The organism is uncultured Varibaculum sp. (assembly GCF_902489465.1).
Lineage (GTDB): Bacteria > Actinomycetota > Actinomycetes > Actinomycetales > Actinomycetaceae > Varibaculum.
In genome coordinates this window covers 1-17,514 of record NZ_CABTZZ010000038.1, presented here as the reverse complement: position 1 = coordinate 17,514, position 17,514 = coordinate 1, and the positions used below count along the sequence as shown (strand labels likewise).

Here is a 17,514-nt window from a genome sequence, read left to right as displayed (position 1 = left end):
TCGAATTCTTATGCCCACCGCACCTACTCGGATAAAATCTAGCCCCCGCCCTGCAGTCATTCGGCGCGTCCATATCCGATTCCTCACGCTGGCTAGGTACTCGTGATGGCAAGTAGCAAAGGGCGGAGATTACTTTTTGTCGATCAGGCTAGGCGGGCGTAAGAAATTGGGCAATACCGTTGGTATTGCCCAATTTCTTTGGGCGGGAGACAAAAGTAATTACCGCCCTTGCGGTCTCGGGGAAAGGTGGTGAGGGCGGGAGGAAAAACCTAGCTCCCACCTTCACTTATTACGTGCTTTACGAGAGAGCAGCGCCTACTACCTCTTGCGCTTCGGAGATTACTTTATCTACGTGCTCATCACCTTGGAAGGATTCCGCGTAAATCTTGTAGATATCTTCGGTACCAGAGGGGCGAGCCGCGAACCAGGCATCTTTAGTGACTACTTTCAGCCCGCCGATTTCGGCGTCATTACCGGGTGCGCGCACCAGTTTGTCGGTAATATCCTCCCCAGCTAGTTTCAGGGCAGTCACGTCCTCGGAAGAAAGCTTTTTGAGCTTGGCTTTCTGCTCGGGGGTAGCCGCGGCCTCGAAACGCTTATAACTGGAAGCCCCGAAACGTTCTACCTGTTGCTGATGTAGCTGTGAGGGAGAAGAACCAGTAACTGCCAGGATTTCCGAGGCTAGCAGCGCCAAAATAATGCCGTCTTTATCGGTAGTCCACACTGACCCGTCCTTGCGTAAGAAAGAGGCGCCGGCGGATTCCTCGCCTCCGAAACCGATAGTTCCCGAAAGTAATCCCGGCACGAAATACTTAAAGCCCACTGGTACTTCCACCAATTTGCGCCCCATATGGGCTACTACCCGGTCAATTAGCGAGGAAGAAACTAAGGTTTTACCAACCCCGCAACCCTCGCCCCACTGCGGGCGGTGCGTGTACAGGTATTCAATCGCCACTGCCAGGTAATGGTTGGGATTCATTAAACCATCTGGGGTAACAATCCCGTGGCGATCCGAATCCGCGTCGTTGCCGGTAGCAATATCGAAAGGCGTAATTCCGTCCTCGTCCGGAGCCATCTTTTGCCGCAGCGAAGCCATTGCATAGGGAGAGGAGCAATCCATCCGGATTTTTCCATCCCAATCCAAAGTCATAAAGCTGAAAGCGGGATCCACATCCGGATTAACTACCGTCAGGTTCAGGTCGTGGCGTTCTGCAATCATGCCCCAATAATCGACTGAAGCGCCCCCTAGAGGATCGGCACCAATGCGCACTCCCGCAGAGCGAATCGCATCCAAATCAATTACGCTGGGGAGCGCATCTACATATTCTCGCAGGTAATCGTGGGGATGGACGCAGTCAGCGCGAGAAAGATCCGCTAGCGTAGAGCGGGGAACATTCCGCCAGCCATCCTCAAGAATCTGGTTAGCGCGATCGGCAATCCAGCCGGTAGCGTCTACATCGGCTGGTCCACCGGTGGGGGGATTGTATTTGAAGCCGCCATCGCGGGGAGGGTTGTGGGAAGGAGTGATAACGATCCCGTCTGCCACATCTGCACCCGAGGTGCGCACCTTGCCAGGCGCCCCATTGGCCTGCAAAATAGCCAAGGAAACCGCCGGGGTGGGTACATAGGAGTTCCGCGAATCAATCCGTACGTCCACTCCGTTAGCTACCAGCACCTCTAGGGCGCTGCGGTGGGCAGGCTCGGAGAGGGCGTGAGTGTCGCGTCCGATAAATAATGGCCCGTTAATTCCCTGGTTGCGGCGATACTCTACGATTGCCTGGGTGATAGCTACGATATGAGCTTCGTTAAATGCATGGTCGAAGGCACTGCCCCGGTGTCCCGAGGTGCCGAAACTTACCCGTTGGCTAGGTTCGGTAGGATCTGGCTCCAGGTCATAGTAGGCGGCTAGGAGGTCATCGACATTGATTAAATCTTCTGGTTTGGCTTTCTGCCCGGCTCTTTCAAACATATAGTTAGTCTCTCACTTATTTGGGTTTCTGTCTGGAAAAGTCCATAGGTTTCAACCAGGTAGCGGTTCTCTATTAAATTTGGAGTGTGCAGCGATTCGATTGGGCTATTCGGCAAGCTATGCAGCTGGCAGCCCTTGCCGGTGAGGGCGGGGATGTCCCGGTGGGTGCGCTGGTACTCGCTCCTAGGAAAGGAGGGACGCAACCCCTTAATGCTTCCGACGGGGTTATCTTCGAGGACGAGGGCGCGCGAGGGGTAAAAGCTACGCGCACTTCCTCGGGTAAAGTTCAAGGTGATAGCTCCTTCAATGTTCCAGAAGAATCCGAGTTAGAGGAATGGGAAATAATCGGACGCGGCTTTAACCAGCGGGAGGTTTTCCCGTTTGACCCTACTGCTCACGCCGAGATTGTGGCTTTGCGTCAGGCGGCGAGCAAGCGTGGCAGCTGGCGGTTGTCAGATACTACTTTGGTAGTGAATTTGGAGCCCTGCACGATGTGTGCCGGGGCAATCGTGAATGCCCGGGTTTCGCGGGTAGTGTTCGGCGCTTGGGATGATAAGGCAGGTGCTGCTGGCTCTGTTCGGGATGTTTTGCGAGATAGCCGACTGAATCACCGCGTAGAAGTTATTGGCGGGATTTTAGCGGACGAGTGCGGAGGGCAGTTAAAAGACTTTTTCGCTAAGCGGCGCTAGGGGTAACCCTAGGGTTCAGCCATTTACCGGCGCTTTAATGCAGAAGTTGCATCCAATCGTCAGTTCCTTTCACTGGGGACTTCTGTGCATCCTCTGCTCGTGTTTTCTGACTCTAGTTGGGGGCGTTTAGGTACTTGCTTTTTGGAATCACCGGTTATTCCGACAAATAGGCAGATAACTTTCCGGCAAACAGGTGGATAGGCTATAGTAAAAACATGTCTGACTACTTAAAACGCGTAATTGACTATGAGATTGCCCAAGTGTTTCCTCAATTGCCTGCACTGTGTATAGCAGGAGCTAAAGGAGTGGGGAAAACGGAGACCGCCCAGCGACTCGCTCGCACCACCTACCAGTTAGATCAAGTCGATACTCGCACTATCTTGCAAGCAGACCCGCGTCTTTTCCTACAACAACCACCACCAGTTCTCCTGGATGAATGGCAACTATTGCCAGAAACTTGGGATACCGTTCGCCGCGCGGTTGATAATGGGGCACCTCCCGAAAGTTTTCTGCTAACCGGTTCCGCCAGCCCTAAACCCGGGGTGCAAACCCATTCGGGAGCGGGCAGGATCATCACTTTAAGAATGCGACCCTTAACCCTTTCCGAACGAGGAATTGCTACCCCCACCGTTAGTTTGCGTGGTCTATTTGCCGGTGAAGAAGCGGTAACCGGTAGCAGTGACTTAACTGCCTCTGATTATGCTGATGCTATCTGTCAAACCGGGTTGCCCGGATTTCAACAATTAACTGGGCGCGCTTTGCGCTTGGCGGTAGATTCCTATCTGCGTGACTTGATGGATAAAGATATCTTTGCTCAAGGATATTTCACCCGCACTCCGCACACATTGCGAGCTTGGTTGCGTTCTTATGCGCAGGCTACCGCGACTACCGCGTCCTATGCGCAGATATTAGAAGGGGCGACTGCCGGGGAGGGGGATAAACCCAGTTCCGAAACTACCCGCACCTATCGTGATTTCTTAACCAAACTGTGGATTTTGGAGCCTCTGGAAGCTTGGCAGCCTTTGGGTTCGGGGTGGAAACGCTTGACCAGTAGCCCCAAGCATCATCTGGTTGATCCTGGATTTGCGGCTCGCCTCTTGGATTTAGAGTCTCAGGATTTACTGACTCCTGCCGGGGCTAATATGTACGGTGCCCTGTTTGAATCTTTGGCTGTGCTATGCGTTAGGGTCTTTGCTCAAGCTCTAGAAGCTACGGTAGGGCATTTCCGTACTCGCGCAGGTGAACATGAGGTCGATTTGGTTTTGCAAGGACGAGGAGGGGCAATAGTTGCCTTGGAAGTCAAAACCGCGAATCGGGTCAGCGACCATGATGTTAAGCATTTGCTATGGTTGCGTAAGCGTGTCGGTCAAAAAATGCGAGCTGCCGCTGTCTTGTATGGTGGAAAACAAGCCTATATGCGAAAAGATGGGATTGCGGTGATTCCTTTGGGGTGTTTGGGGGTTTAATGTTGATTTTGGGTAGGCATACGAGTTGAGGGCGAGGGCTCTTTTTGCTGACAGCTGCTAGCTGCTGCGTTAGTTATTGCCGGAGCTGGCGGAAAGGAAACTAATGAGTCCTTTTGCTAAACCGGAAGCGTACTGTTGTTGCCCTTGAGGGCTGGATAATCTTTGAGCATCTTGCGGGTTCCTCATTTCCCCAAGCTCCACCATTACTGCTGGTATTTTCGCAAAATTTAGGGTTGCGAGGTCGGAACGAGGCAGGGGCGTGGAACCATAAATAGTTGAAGGGCTAAGCCCTGCCGCTTGTAATCCCGAGGATACGGCGCGCGCCAGGCGTTTTGACGGTTCACCTTGGGCAGAGTTTAAGGGCGGGCTCGCAACCATGACAAAGAATCCGTGAGGGACTGGTGATTGGGAACCATTGGCGTGGATAGATAGGAACGCATCGGCTTGTTTTTCGTTCGGGATTTGTCCGCGTCGATCGACACATACCTTATCCGCATGGTCATCTGTTTTGGTCAGATGAACACTTGCCCCTTTTTCTTGCAGCTCAGCCTGTAAAATCAGGGCAACTTTCCAGTTGGCGGTATGTTCAGGGTATCCGTTGTTGGTCGCAGTTCCAGAGGTATTACATATTTTGCTCCCTCCGCGTCCATCAGGGACTTTATTGGTTAAATGTTGCCCGTTAGAGTGACCGGGATCTATTACGATAGTTTTTCCTGCCAGTATCTTTTTAGGTTCTGGACTGAGGGACGAGGGCGAGGTGGAAGGGGAAGCCGGAGTAGGGGAATCCTTAGCTGTAGCGTTAGGAGTGGAGCTGCTAGCGGTTTTGTTGTTTGCAGAGAAATCGTGGTGGTCGGTTGCGGGACTGCAAGCACTTAGGGACAACAGGCTGATTGCCATTACGGTAATGCCGAACCGGTACATCTTTGGCAGGGAGTAGGGGAATTTTTGGAACACGTTATAAGCCTAACTGTATTTTGAGGGCGAGCCCCTAAAACGGGGAGGGGGTTGCGCGATTCTGCGCTGCCTCCTCTAATTCCGATCCCTAATTAAAAGGGTAGAGTGCCTAAACCTGCTGTTAACGTTTTGGAGTGGTTCTGTAGGTTTCTCCATAGCGAGCAAGGGCTAAGTAACCCGAGCGGTTGTGTCTGGGACTTAAGTCGATTAGAGTAGACTTTGTAAGGACAATTAAGCCAGTCACGGTAATGCTAATAACTTAGGTATGACCGGTGATAAGGTCAGCGGAAATCGAAGGAGATACTGACAATGGTAAAACAGCTGCAGCACTGGATTAACGGTGAATATGCGCAGGGTAAACCGGCCGGAGAAATTGAAATCGAAGATCCGGCGCTAGGTGAAGTAGTAGCTACTGTTCCCTGCGCATCAAGTGAAGATCTGGATCAAGCAGTAGAAACTGCTAAAAAAGCGCAAAAAGAGTGGGCAAAACTCTCACTAGCCAAACGCGTGGACATTATGTTCAAGATGCGCCACCTGGTTTTGGAAAACCAGGACAAGATGGCAAGGCTTATCGTGCAGGAACACGGCAAGAATTACTCGGATGCGATCGGAGAAATCCAGCGCGGTCGGGAAACCCTAGATTATGCCTGTGGAATTAACGCCAATATGAAGGGCGAACATTCCTACCAGATTTCTACTGGCGTTGATATCTTCACCGTGCGGCAACCGGTGGGAGTAGTAGCGGGTATCTGCCCGTTCAACTTCCCGGCAATGGTACCCATGTGGATGCACCCTCTAGCTATCGCTACTGGTAACGCTATTATTATTAAGCCTGCCTCCTCCACTCCTTCCGCTGCCCTCTTGACCGGCGAACTATACAAACAAGCGGGACTACCGGACGGTATTTATCAGGTATTGACTGGAAACCGAAACCTAGTTACCTCGATTTTGGAACACCCCGGAATTGACGCGATTTCGTTTGTGGGATCCACTCCAGTTGCTCATATCGTGCAGGACACCGGGGTTGCTCATGGAAAACGGGTTCAGGCGCTGGGCGGGGCAAACAACCACGCTATCGTAATGCCGGATGCGGATATTGATTTTGCTGCCAAACATATTTCGGCTGCTGCTTTCGGAGCAGCTGGTGAACGCTGCATGGCGCTACCGGTGGTAGTCGCGGTGGGCAGCGCTGGGGAAAAACTGGCCGAGAAAGTTAAAGCTCACGCCGATCAGATCCATGTAGATCAGGGCATGGCCCAGGGCTGCGAGATGGGGCCGGTGATTGACAAGAAGGCTCAGGAGCGTATCGAAGGGCTCATTACTGATGCTGAGGAACGCGGGGCAACCATCGTGCGTGATGGTCGCGGCTTCCGACCGGAGGGCTACCCGAACGGTTACTTCGTAGGGCCGACCATTATCGATAACTGCCCCAAGGATGCGCCCGCATATTACGAGGAAATCTTCGGACCGGTGCTGGTAATTACCCGCGCCGATAGCTATGAAGAAGCCATAGAAATCGTTAACTCTTCGCCCTTCGGCAATGGCTCTGCCATCTTCACCAATGACGGCGGAGTAGCGCGCAAGTTTACTCTTGAGGCTGAGGCCGGAATGGTGGGCGTCAACGTCCCGATCCCGACCCCGGTTGCCTACTACTCCTTCGGTGGCTGGAAAGACTCCCTGCTTGGTGATACTCATATCCACGGTCCTGAGGGCGTGAAGTTCTACACCAAGGCCAAGGCGATTACTACCCGTTGGCCGAGCGAGTCCGGACACTATGAAGCCACGATGAGCTTCCAGCGCGAAGAAGGCTAAGAGTAGCCGGAACTAAAGGTTCAAGAACATTTGATGTAGGTGCGGGTCGCCGGTCAGTTCGGGGTGAAAAGTAACCCCGATTTGATTGGCGGCTCGCGCCCCCACAATTAGCCCATCTACTCGTCCAAGTTCTTCTACTCCCGGGCCGATCTCGCTAATGCGCGGAGCGCGAATGAAGGTCATTGGTAGATCGTCCATCCCCGCAAAGTTAGCCCGGGTATTAAAGGAACCAAGCTGGCGTCCATAAGCATTACGTTCCACGGTTACGTCCAAGGTGCCGAGTGCGGTGCGATCCACGCTGCGCTTACCCATAATCCGCTTGGACAGCAAGATTAATCCGGCGCAGGTACCGAGCACCGGCATCCCGGCTTTAATCATGTCTCGGAGCCGTTCCGCCATTCCCAGTTCAATTAGGAGTTTTGATTGCACCGTGGATTCGCCACCCGGCAATACCAGGCGGTTAAAACCGGTTTTTAGGTCTGCGGCCTCGCGCAGTTCAAATACCTGAGCCCCTAGTTTTTCTAAACACTGTTCATGCTCGATGAAGGCCCCTTGAACTGCGAGTACGCCAACTTTCTCCATTTAGTTTTTTCCCGTTTCTGTTGCAGGGACTTACTTTCCGCGCTCTGCCATTAGCAGGTCGATTTCGCTTTCGTTAATCCCCACCATGGCTTCTCCTAAGTTTTCGGACAACTGCGCAATCAGTTTTGCATCCTTAAAGTTGGTGACTGCTTTGACAATGGCATTAGCGCGTTTGGCGGGATTGCCGGACTTGAAAATACCGGAGCCTACGAACACGCCCTCGGCACCCAGCTGCATCATCAAAGCCGCATCGGCTGGGGTGGCCACTCCGCCTGCGGCAAAGTTTACTACCGGTAGGCGCGAGGAATCGTGTACTTCTTTTAGTAGTGATAGCGGTACTTCTAGCTGCTTGGCGGCTTCGAAAAGTTCGTCTTCGCGCAGGCTGGAAATCCGCCGAATTTCAGCGTTCATCTCGCGCATATGGGTAACTGCCTGCACAACGTCACCGGTTCCCGGCTCGCCCTTGGTGCGGATCATGGTCGCGCCCTCACCAATACGGCGTAGCGCTTCACCCAGGTTACGTGCCCCGCATACGAAAGGTACTTTGAACTGGGTTTTATCAATATGGTAGATATCGTCGGCAGGGGAGAGTACTTCGGATTCATCGATATAGTCGATTTCGATAGCCTCAAGCAGTTGTGCTTCTACAAAATGTCCGATGCGGCATTTCGCCATTACCGGGATAGAAACTGCTTCTTGAATTCCCTTGATCATTGCCGGGTCGCTCATCCGGGAAACACCGCCGGCGGCACGGATATCTGCAGGAATGCGTTCTAGCGCCATTACCGCTGCCGCCCCCGCATCCTCTGCGATCCTTGCCTGCTCCGGGGTGGTGACGTCCATAATCACGCCGCCCTTTAGCATTTGCGCCAGTTGACGATTGAGTGCCACCCGTTCTTTCGGGTCGTTTGATTCCTGGACGCTGGAAGCGTTGCCGGTTTCCATTTTCCGTTCCTTCTTTCTGTGTCTGACCTTGTGGGTTGGCGGCGCTAGGCGACGCATTTTGCCCTCTATGCATCTACTTTACAAACTAACCTAGGGAAATAGGTATTTTTTTGGGCAAACACGCATCTAGCGAACAAGAGTAGATCGGAGGCGCTACTTCACGCGAGAAAAATAAAAATAGCAGCACCCTTGACAGCCTAACTTAACGCGCGTTAAATAAAGGTAGGCAGACTTTGGTGCTGCAAAGTCTGCAACGGGAAAACTTGGGAAAGTCTCGACATAGCGAAACGTTTCGGCTAAACTGAGGATGCCCAATAAAATAAGCGGAGCGAAGAGGCTGCTGCCTGCAGGAGAAACCTCGAAAACCGTCCTGCGAAATAAAGTCACCGCCAAGTAGAAGGAATGAATAATGGTCAAGATCGCCCTCGACCCCAATATGTATTACTGGTTCATGCCAGTTTCGCAAACCCTGCATAAAGCCCGGGAGCTAGGTTTTGATTACGTGGAACTGTCTCCCACAGCAGATTTTCACTTTTGGCATCACTACCCCAAAGCCGATGACGCTTATGTTGCCGAACTGAACAAGGCACAGAAAGAGTCTGGGGTTAAGATTGCCACCTTGAACCCGGTGTTTAACTGGGCGTGCGTGGATGAAGAAGAACGGCAAGCCCAGGTGCGTAATTGGCGTAGGCTGTTAGAAATTGCCGATCAGCTAGACGTACGCGAGATTGTTTCAGAGTTTTCTGGCGACCCCAACACCCCGCGGCGCTGCGAACATCAGTGGTACAAGTCCATTGAAGAGCTTACCCCGGATTTTGAAAAATATGGGATCCAACTGCATATGGAGGCGCATCCCTATGACTTCGTGGAGCTACATGATCCTGCCATCAACCTGATCCGCGGGGTAAATAAGCCCTGGATTGGCTATGAATACTGTGCCCCCCACACCTTCCACCTTTCAGACGGTAAAGGCGATGTGGAACGGATGCTGCGTTCTGCTGGCGACCTACTCAAAGAAGTACATGTCGCCGATGTATTCAATCATAAGGCCTTCGATGGCAATCGCTACGTAATAAATCCTCCGGGAGTTGACGCGCGGGTACACCAGCACAATGAGATCGGCATGGGGGAAGTTCCCTGGGACGAGCTGTTTAGCACCCTGCGGGATATGCAGTTTGATGGGGTGTTGTCTCTGTGTGTATTCGGTTGGCATGACCGTGCTGACGAAATCAACAAGAAGATGATTGCCCGGGTAAAGAGCGAGTTCGGACAGTAATAGCTATTCGATAAATGGATAGGAATTGGTTTTTCCGAGGGCGCAGCTCGCGTCCTCGGAAAAACTATCCTTTAGAGGTGCTGTCCTTAGGAAATAGCAGTCCAAGAGATTAAGTTCGTCAGATTCACCGGCGAGTATTCGTATAAAAGCAATGTGTATTCAAGGAAGCTATCGGACAACGTCAAAATGTGATTCTGCGGTTGCGATTCGCCGCTTCTAGGGTTATTTAGCGATAATCTAAAAGCAACACTATGAAACAAAAACTAACTATCTCCGATGTGGCCAAAGAAGTAGGAGCCTCTATTTCCACGGTGTCTGTTGCGTTGTCTGGACGACCCGGAGTCTCAAATAAGCGACGTGCGGAGATTCAGCGCGCTGCATTTGAAATGGGATACCGGCCCGATCGACAGGCTGCCCTTATTCGCCTGGAACGTACCCATCTGTTAGGTGTGGTGTTTTATATGGAGCAAGAGTTCCAAATATCGCTAATGGATCCGCTCTACCGCTACGCCGAGCAACAGGGATATCGCCTGGTGGCAGTCGGTTGTGTGGGGCAGCGCAGCGAAAAGGATTGCATCGAGTCCTTGATGCAAGACCGCTGCGAGGGGATTGTGCTAATAGGTACCAAACTTTCTGCCAAGTATTTAGAAAAAATTGCGGCAGTGATTCCCCTAATTACCCTGTGCCAAGAAGTTGGTTCCACCAGTGTGGATGCGGTGGTGTCTAACGATGCCTATGGGATTAAAAAATCCTTTGAGTACCTGTGGGAACAAGGCTTTCGTGACATTGTACATATCAGGGGGGACAATCAAACCAATGCGCACGTGCGGGAAGCCACCTTTAAGCAATGCCTTGCAGATCAGGGTTTAACCGCAGATGAAAGTCCTTCGTTGCGGATCTATCAAGGCGGGCAAAATACCGGTGATGGGGCACGGGTTGCCGATCAGATATTACGACAGGTTCGCACCGGCAAACGGGAGATGCCGCGCGCAGTGATGTGCTTTAACGATCTGTGTGCGCAAGGATTCATGATTCGGATGTGGCAAGAGGGCGTAAATATTCCCGAAGAAATCGCAGTGATAGGTTTCGATGACACCCCGATTGCATCCGAACCCTATGTGGAACTAACCACCGTGCGACAAGACCGGGAGGAACTGGCCAGTTTAGCTGTCGAACGACTGGTAGAACACGTTGAATTCTTCTTTGATAAAGAAAACTATGGCAAAAAATGGGATGCGATTGAAAACCAAGTAGCCACTCGCCTGATTGCACGCAAGAGTGCCTAAGGGCTGGAAATCCGATAATTATTCTTCTGGTTTTAGATAACTGCGACTAGGGGTTGTAACTAGTGGTAGACATGCCATGAGGGCGGGTTCGAAGCTTTTCTTCGAACCCGCCCCCCCTTAGATTTCAGGCGTTTAGATTCTCAATTCCACCAGGTTAGTGGGATTAAAAACCGGGTAGTACTGACTTGTCTGGCCAGGTCTTCTCAATGAAAGCCTTTACTTCCGGCGAGTGTAGCAATGTGTCCAGCTTCTTAATCGCCTCTGTCTTTTCGGAATCTTTCTTCCAAGCCAAAATATTCAGGGAAGGATTGTTTTCAGTGGATTCCAAAATCAGGGCGTCAGAGGGTTTCTTGCCTCCGCCTAACGCATAGTTACCGTTAATCACTGCAATATCCAGGTCGGCTAGGGAACGCACCAATTGCGGTCCTTCTACCTCGGAGAGTTCAAAGCCGCGGGGATTGTATTCTTTGGATTTCGCAATTACTGATACCAGCTGCTGCTTTTCGTCGTTCGGTAGTTTAATCAAACCATTATCAGCCAGCAGCTTTAGGGCGCGAGCCTGGTTAGTGGTGTCATTAATGACCCCAATCTTGGCACCATCCTTCAGATCCTTAATATCTTTGATCTTCTCGGAATAAATACCTAGCGGCTCTAGGTGGATCCCCTCGCCATGATCGAACTGCCACTTGTTCTTAGCAGTAACTTCATCAAAGTAAGGAACGGTCTGGAAGTAGTTAGCATCCAAATCCCCAGAGTTGAGGGCTTCATTCGGCTGGATGTAGTCGGTGTATTCTTTGACTTCCAGCTCGATACCCTGCTTTTCAGCCAAGTTTTCGGCCACATATTGCAAGATTTGCGCATGTGGTGACGGAGAAGCCCCCACAATCAGCTTGTTGTTATCTCCAGCGGAATTACCGCCACAAGCAGCAAGGCTCAAAGCTAAGCCAGCAGCTCCAGCTGCGGCCACAATTTTCTTCCAAGTTTTCATTTTAAAATTCCTTATAAGTAGTTTTTTAGGTAGTGTACAAAGTTTTATTGCCCGCCCTTACCAGCGTCTACGAAGTGGACTAGGGGGGAAGTTTCCCTGGGTACCTAACGTAGAGCCAGGAAATAATAACTTTTATCGAGAGCCGCTAGGAGCGGCGAGAATCTCCGACTGGTTTTTCCTTAACGGTGATCTACCAGCCGGCTAAGCATATCGCCTAGCCACTGTACGATGACTACGATCAGCAAAATGTCGATGACCACGACTAGCATTACGTCACCCATAAAGCGAGTATAGCCATAGTTCATAGCGAGGGCGCCCAGTCCGCCGGTGCCTAAAGTACCGGCCATCGCGCCGTAACCAATCAAAGAAATCAAAGTGACGGTAACTGATTGGATTAGAGCTGGTAGCGCCTCACGCACCTGTACCCCCATCATGATTTGCCAGTTAGAGGCACCCGCCATTTTTGCGGCCTCTAGTTTGCCACTGTCCACCCCTTGGACATTGGATTCCACCAGGCGGGCAAAGAACGGCGCCGCCGCCAGCGTTAAGGGCACTACCGCTGCTTTCCAGCCCAGAGTGGTGCCCACCAGCAGGCGAGTAAAGGGAATAATCGAAATCATCAAGATTACGAAAGGTAGCGAGCGCCCCACATTCACGATAAATCCCAGCACTGCGTAGAGCACACGCGCTACTTTAGACCCTGACAGTAGCCCCGCGGGAGCGGTCGCCACCAACAGCAGACCGATAGGTAACCCCAACAGGATCGAGAATAATCCCGACCATAAAGACATATAGATCGTCTCTAAAGTGGCATCTAGCAGATTATTAGTAATCACCGGATTGGAAAACCAGCGGCCAGAGCTATCTGCGGCGAAGGGCATCATGGACACAACCTGTGAGGTAGTAGCGACCAGACTCACGCTCGCACCTCCGTATAGATGTGATGATTTTCCATTTCGCGGATAAAAGCGTTCAGTCCCGTGGTTTTTACCCCTACAGCTAAGCGGCCAACTTGCGTGGTTCCCACAGTTTCAAAAGTCCCGGCCACGATATCCCCGCCCAATTGGGCAACCAGATCCATAACTTTCGATCCGGTGGGCACCCCTGGTGAAGAAGTAAAAGCAATATCCACTACTGAGGCGGGTTCGCCATCCAAAGTAACCTCGTCATCAACATTTGGAGGCGGAACCAGATCCTTAGCCAACCGCGAGGAGTGCGACTTGACTACATCCGCTACCGAACCCGTCTGCACGACTTTCCCATGCTCCAGCAAAGTCACGTGAGTGCAAATCTCGCGGATCACGCTCATTTCGTGGGTAATGATCACCACGGTGACCCCCAGGCGGTCATGCACATCTTTAATTAAATGCAGGATCTGCTGGGTCGATTCAGTATCCAAAGCGCTGGTAGGTTCGTCGCACAGCAACACTTGGGGTTCATCGGCAAGTGCCCGGGCGACCCCTACTCGCTGTTGTTGCCCCCCGGAAAGCTGAGAGGGGTAAGAGGAACCCCGATCATGCAATCCCACCAAATCCAGAAGCTTTTGTACCCGCTCGTGGCGTTCCCCGCGTTTTTGCCCCGCCAAATACAACGGGTAGGCAATATTGCCGGCGGCAGTACGCGAATCGAGCAGGTTAGCCGCTTGAAACACCATCCCAATAGAGCGACGAGCCTGGCGTAAATGCTTTTCAGACAGGGTAGAAAGATTTTGTCCTGCCACCAAGATTTCCCCCGAAGTGGGATGTTCTAGAGCAGTCAAGCAACGAATCAACGTAGATTTTCCGGCTCCGGATTGCCCCACGATGCCATGAATCTCCCCGGATCCAATTTTCAGGGAGATACCATCGAGGGCGTGCAGCTTGTCCTGCTTTTTGCGGGGATAAATTTTGTAAACATCCCGCAGCTCAATCAGCGGCTTTTCCGCTTTAGCGTTGCTCATAAGTTCCTTCCCATCGGTCCTGGCATTAGCACCGTCTTATCGGTTGCTGCAGTGCGCGAGCCAGGTCTCTGCACTGCTCTTGATGGCTACGTTCAGACTAAAGCCCCGAAAAGCAAAACACCAATTATTGAGACGGCTTGTAGTTGCTTTCACGTTTTCGTTAGCATGGAGCTATGAAAGAAACAGCGATCAAATCGATTCAGTGGTGGTGGCTCGCCTAGGCGGGTCCTTTCTTTCAGGCATTTGTTTAACCCGCCCAGTGGCGGGTATTTTTTTGTCTCCCGCCAGCGGAAACTATTTAATAGAAGTGATATTTCATTGAGGAGCATAAAATGACTGATAACCCCAAAATCCAGCCTTTAGGATTTCCGATCGATAGCCATATCCCTTCTCGCTGGTACAACCTGGTCGCTGATTTCCCGGAGCCGATGCCTCCCTACCTGAACCCACAGACCCGCGAACCGATTACCGCGAAAGATTTAGAGCCGCTATTTGCCCCCGGCCTCATCGAACTAGAGCTGAGCAAGGAACGCTATATAGATATTCCCCAGCGGGTTCGGGAACTGTACACTAGTTTCCGTCCCGCACCGCTTTATCGCGCTCATAATCTCGAGCAGGAGCTAGGCACTAAATGCCGTATCTACTACAAATACGAAGGTAATTCACCTGCCGGATCCCATAAACCGAACTCGGCATTAGCGCAGGCTTACTACAATGCAGTGGCCGGGATCAAGCGGCTCACCACGGAAACTGGTGCCGGCCAGTGGGGAGCGTCCCTGGCAATGGCGTGCTCGATGCTGGGGATGCAATGTGAAGTGTGGCAGGTACGTACTTCCTATGACCATAAGCCCTATCGGCGCTTACAAATGGAAGTTTATGGCGCTCAATGTCACGCCTCGCCCTCCGAATTAACCGAGTCGGGGCGTAAAATCCTAGCCGAAAACCCCGATACGTCCGGGTCTTTAGGGATGGCGATTTCGGAGGCCGTAGAATCTGCGGTTTCGGATCCGCAAGCTCACTACGCTTTGGGCTCGGTTATGAACCAAGTGATTATCCACCAGACGGTAATAGGCCTCGAGGCGCAATCCCAACTGGCAGCAGCCGGAGAATCCGGAGCGGACTTCATATTCGGTTGCGCGGGGGGTGGATCTAACCTGGGCGGTCTGGCTACTCCCTTTATTGGAGAGAATCTGCGTGAAGGCAAGAACGCCCGGGTAGTGGCCTGCGAGCCGGCTGCCTGTCCTTCGCTTACGCAAGGCGAATATCGTTATGACTTTGGGGATATGTCGGGGCTGACGCCGCTAATGAAGATGTACACCTTGGGGCATGACTTCGTTCCTGATCCGATTCATGCTGGTGGCTTGCGTTATCACGGGATGGCACCGATGGTGTCTCATGCCTATCACTTGGGATTGATGGAGGCACGCGCCTATCCGCAAGAAGAAACCTTTGCGGCCGGTCTTGAGTTCGCGCGTGCCGAGGGGATTATTCCCGCCCCCGAATCTACCCACGCGATTGCCGGCGCTCTGGACTTTATCCGTTCGGGGGAGGCTCGTGATGGTCAGGTGCTCTTGATCGGACTTTCCGGAAACGGGGTGCTCGATTTGGCGGCCTACCACCAGGTGCTAAAGAAGTAACTGAACTTTCGGTAGCGGCGACGGGGGGTTTCCTCGCCGCCGCTATCTATTTGCGCCAGGTGCGGTTTTGTTTATCGAGGGCGCGAACGGCTTCTTCTAGGGCGCGACGATCCAGTTTTCCGGTGGGAAGCAGAGGAAAGTGAGGGAGCAGAGCCGCCGCGCGGGGCAGATGCGAGGACGGCAAATGCTCTCTAAGGGATTCACGCAGGTCGTAGCCGAACTGGGCAAGGTCGGGAGTAGCGGTGGGTTCTGTGGTAGGCAAACCGCCAGAAGAAAAAACAGCGCAAAGTATCTGACCCCATTCCTCATCCTTCAGAGCGCAAAACTCTAACCCGGGAAAACCCACTTGTTCGGCAGCGCGGGTCACCAGCGGTAAAGAGATATTTTCCCCACCAGAAATAATGGTGTCATCCAGGCGTCCGAGCACTTTTAAATGAGCAGGGCAGGACATGTCGATAATGACAGCCCTATCCCCGAGTGATTCTTGGGGATATAGCCCTCGCTCGTTTCCCTCCTTGGAAGTCTCCTCGGTGGCCTCTAGCGTGCTTTGGTTGCCCACTGGCTCGATGAGCGGAGAATCGGGTACTAGAGGGTGAGTTCGGTTCGCATCCCAAAGCTCAATCCTTTCCGCTTTAATGCCCTCATTCTCGGCTGCGAAAACTATCCTGCCAGTATCGTTGGTGGCCAGCCAGGTTGTACCGGAAAACTCGCGGATTTCTGGATCCGATTCTGCCTCCAAATAACCGCTCATCAAAGTGGGGGTAGCCAGCCATATTCTGCCCTCGTTGACCGCAACTGTAACTTGGGGCAGCGGCATGCCGTCATAGACACAGCCTCCGCAAGTTTCGGTCATCCCGTAGGTGGTGACCAGATTTAACCCCGCCTCGCGCCCAGCGGAAAGAAGTGAGGAGGAAATATGGGCTCCCCCTACCAGGATTGCAGAGCATATCCGCAAAGCTGCAGTAGTTTTTGGATCGGCGAGGGCGCGGCGCAGCTGAGTGGGAACCAGCGATAGATAGACGGGAAGGTTATTCGAGGGAGTGTTTTGCAGTGCTTCCCGGAGCCGAGAGAGCTTAAAACCGCCGGTCATATCGATATTTACTGGTTCAGTTCCGCCCGCGTAGGCGCGGGCAATCACCTGGAAACCGGCGATATGATCCCGAGGAAGTGCTGCTACCCAGATACCGTTTCCTCCCAGGCGCTGCGCGGTCGCCTGATGGGAGGCACGCAAAGCCTCCAGAGATATTCCCACCAGGCGCCCTCCGGGTTTCGTAGAACCCGAGGTGGAAAGGATAAAACTGACCTGGCTAGGGAGGCGGCGCAGACGCTGTGCTTGCCGGAGCGCCCATGAGGGAGAAAGACGCTCGGTGCGTGCCGGGAAAAATATTGGGTGGTAATCGGCCAGAATCCTTAACGCGAAGAATGGTTTAGCTGGCCTGGCAACAGCGGATAAATCGATAGTGGGTAGGGAAGTGAAACTATCCGGCCAGAGGGCGGTGCGGAGCGCGGTAAAGAACAACTTATCGCGATCGGGGTTATCGGATACCGGTAGGAAAACCAGCGGCCGTGCGGCAGAATCCTTACCGTTTTCTCCCAGTTCTTTCCCTGCACTCAGTTCGCTTTGCACCCAGATAATCTGCGGAACAGCTTCTTCGCCAATCTGGATAGCTTTATCGCTATTGTCGCCCTGAGGAGCTAATACTTCACTAGCTGCCCGAGCCTCTGCACTCGGTGGGGGAACAATGCGCAAAGTCAACCTCCGATAATAAACGTTACTGCCCAGTCTATCGCCAGTTGCAGCCTTCCTGATTCAATCGCGGACGCTAGGTTTTCCTTCCGGAGTGAATGGCGTAAACCTGCGGCTGGTTCAGCGTGGGGGAGAAGTTTTTCCTCCTGCCCAAAAATTTGGAAAACGTAGCGGCGTTTTCCAAATTTTGCGCCCACCTAGCCTGCTCGGATAAAACTTCTCCC

14 protein-coding genes are annotated in these 17,514 nt (G+C 52.5%); 6 read left to right on the top strand and 8 right to left on the bottom strand.

Annotated elements, in window-relative coordinates:
- Positions 1-298: 298 nt before the first annotated feature.
- A complete protein-coding gene (pgm, locus tag RDM26_RS07010; protein WP_307738274.1) occupies positions 299-1,969 on the bottom strand; it encodes a phosphoglucomutase (alpha-D-glucose-1,6-bisphosphate-dependent) in 1,671 nt (556 codons plus the stop codon).
- A gap of 119 nt (positions 1,970-2,088) precedes the next feature.
- On the opposite strand from pgm, the gene RDM26_RS07005 reads away from it, so the two are divergent.
- Together RDM26_RS07005 and RDM26_RS07000 are read left to right on the top strand one after the other, a co-directional pair.
- The gene (locus RDM26_RS07005; RefSeq protein ID WP_374041827.1) at positions 2,089-2,658 is read left to right on the top strand and encodes a nucleoside deaminase; all 570 of its coding nucleotides are present in this window, start codon (positions 2,089-2,091) and stop codon (positions 2,656-2,658) included.
- Positions 2,659-2,873: 215 nt separating this feature from the next.
- On the top strand, positions 2,874-4,124 hold the full coding sequence (locus RDM26_RS07000) for a DUF4143 domain-containing protein (protein ID WP_307738272.1): 1,251 nt from the start codon (positions 2,874-2,876) through the stop codon (positions 4,122-4,124).
- Positions 4,125-4,193: 69 nt separating this feature from the next.
- On the opposite strand, the gene RDM26_RS06995 is transcribed toward RDM26_RS07000, so the two are convergent.
- Complete coding sequence (locus tag RDM26_RS06995; RefSeq protein ID WP_307738271.1) at positions 4,194-5,078, bottom strand: N-acetylmuramoyl-L-alanine amidase; 885 nt, start codon at positions 5,076-5,078, stop codon at positions 4,194-4,196.
- A gap of 309 nt (positions 5,079-5,387) precedes the next feature.
- On the opposite strand from RDM26_RS06995, the gene RDM26_RS06990 reads away from it, so the two are divergent.
- A complete protein-coding gene (locus RDM26_RS06990) occupies positions 5,388-6,890 on the top strand; it encodes a CoA-acylating methylmalonate-semialdehyde dehydrogenase (protein WP_307738270.1) in 1,503 nt (500 codons plus the stop codon).
- Positions 6,891-6,902: 12 nt separating this feature from the next.
- On the opposite strand, the gene pdxT is transcribed toward RDM26_RS06990, so the two are convergent.
- Together pdxT and pdxS are read right to left on the bottom strand one after the other, a co-directional pair.
- A complete protein-coding gene (gene pdxT, locus RDM26_RS06985) occupies positions 6,903-7,472 on the bottom strand; it encodes a pyridoxal 5'-phosphate synthase glutaminase subunit PdxT (RefSeq protein WP_307738269.1) in 570 nt (189 codons plus the stop codon).
- Positions 7,473-7,502: 30 nt separating this feature from the next.
- On the bottom strand, positions 7,503-8,417 hold the full coding sequence (gene pdxS / locus RDM26_RS06980; RefSeq protein ID WP_307738268.1) for a pyridoxal 5'-phosphate synthase lyase subunit PdxS: 915 nt from the start codon (positions 8,415-8,417) through the stop codon (positions 7,503-7,505).
- A gap of 409 nt (positions 8,418-8,826) precedes the next feature.
- On the opposite strand from pdxS, the gene RDM26_RS06975 reads away from it, so the two are divergent.
- Both RDM26_RS06975 and RDM26_RS06970 read left to right on the top strand, forming a co-directional pair.
- The gene (locus RDM26_RS06975; RefSeq protein WP_307738267.1) at positions 8,827-9,693 is read left to right on the top strand and encodes a TIM barrel protein; all 867 of its coding nucleotides are present in this window, start codon (positions 8,827-8,829) and stop codon (positions 9,691-9,693) included.
- A 251-nt stretch (positions 9,694-9,944) separates the two neighbouring features.
- A complete protein-coding gene (locus RDM26_RS06970) occupies positions 9,945-10,979 on the top strand; it encodes a substrate-binding domain-containing protein (RefSeq protein WP_307738266.1) in 1,035 nt (344 codons plus the stop codon).
- Positions 10,980-11,142: 163 nt separating this feature from the next.
- Here RDM26_RS06970 and RDM26_RS06965 read toward each other — a convergent pair whose 3' ends face one another.
- The 3 genes from RDM26_RS06965 to RDM26_RS06955 form a co-directional block, all read right to left on the bottom strand.
- Entirely contained in the window at positions 11,143-11,967 is an 825-nt protein-coding gene (locus RDM26_RS06965; protein WP_307738265.1) for a MetQ/NlpA family ABC transporter substrate-binding protein, read from the bottom strand.
- A 179-nt stretch (positions 11,968-12,146) separates the two neighbouring features.
- Positions 12,147-12,851: a methionine ABC transporter permease gene (locus RDM26_RS06960; RefSeq protein WP_374041826.1), complete on the bottom strand. Its 705-nt coding sequence runs from the start codon at positions 12,849-12,851 to the stop codon at positions 12,147-12,149.
- Positions 12,852-12,883: 32 nt separating this feature from the next.
- Entirely contained in the window at positions 12,884-13,906 is a 1,023-nt protein-coding gene (locus RDM26_RS06955; protein WP_307738263.1) for an ATP-binding cassette domain-containing protein, read from the bottom strand.
- A 332-nt stretch (positions 13,907-14,238) separates the two neighbouring features.
- On the opposite strand from RDM26_RS06955, the gene RDM26_RS06950 reads away from it, so the two are divergent.
- Positions 14,239-15,543, top strand: a complete 1,305-nt coding sequence (locus RDM26_RS06950) for a TrpB-like pyridoxal phosphate-dependent enzyme (RefSeq protein WP_307738262.1) — start codon at positions 14,239-14,241, stop codon at positions 15,541-15,543.
- A gap of 46 nt (positions 15,544-15,589) precedes the next feature.
- On the opposite strand, the gene RDM26_RS06945 is transcribed toward RDM26_RS06950, so the two are convergent.
- A complete protein-coding gene (locus RDM26_RS06945) occupies positions 15,590-17,299 on the bottom strand; it encodes an AMP-binding protein (RefSeq protein WP_307738261.1) in 1,710 nt (569 codons plus the stop codon).
- Between the last annotated feature and the right edge of the window lie 215 nt (positions 17,300-17,514).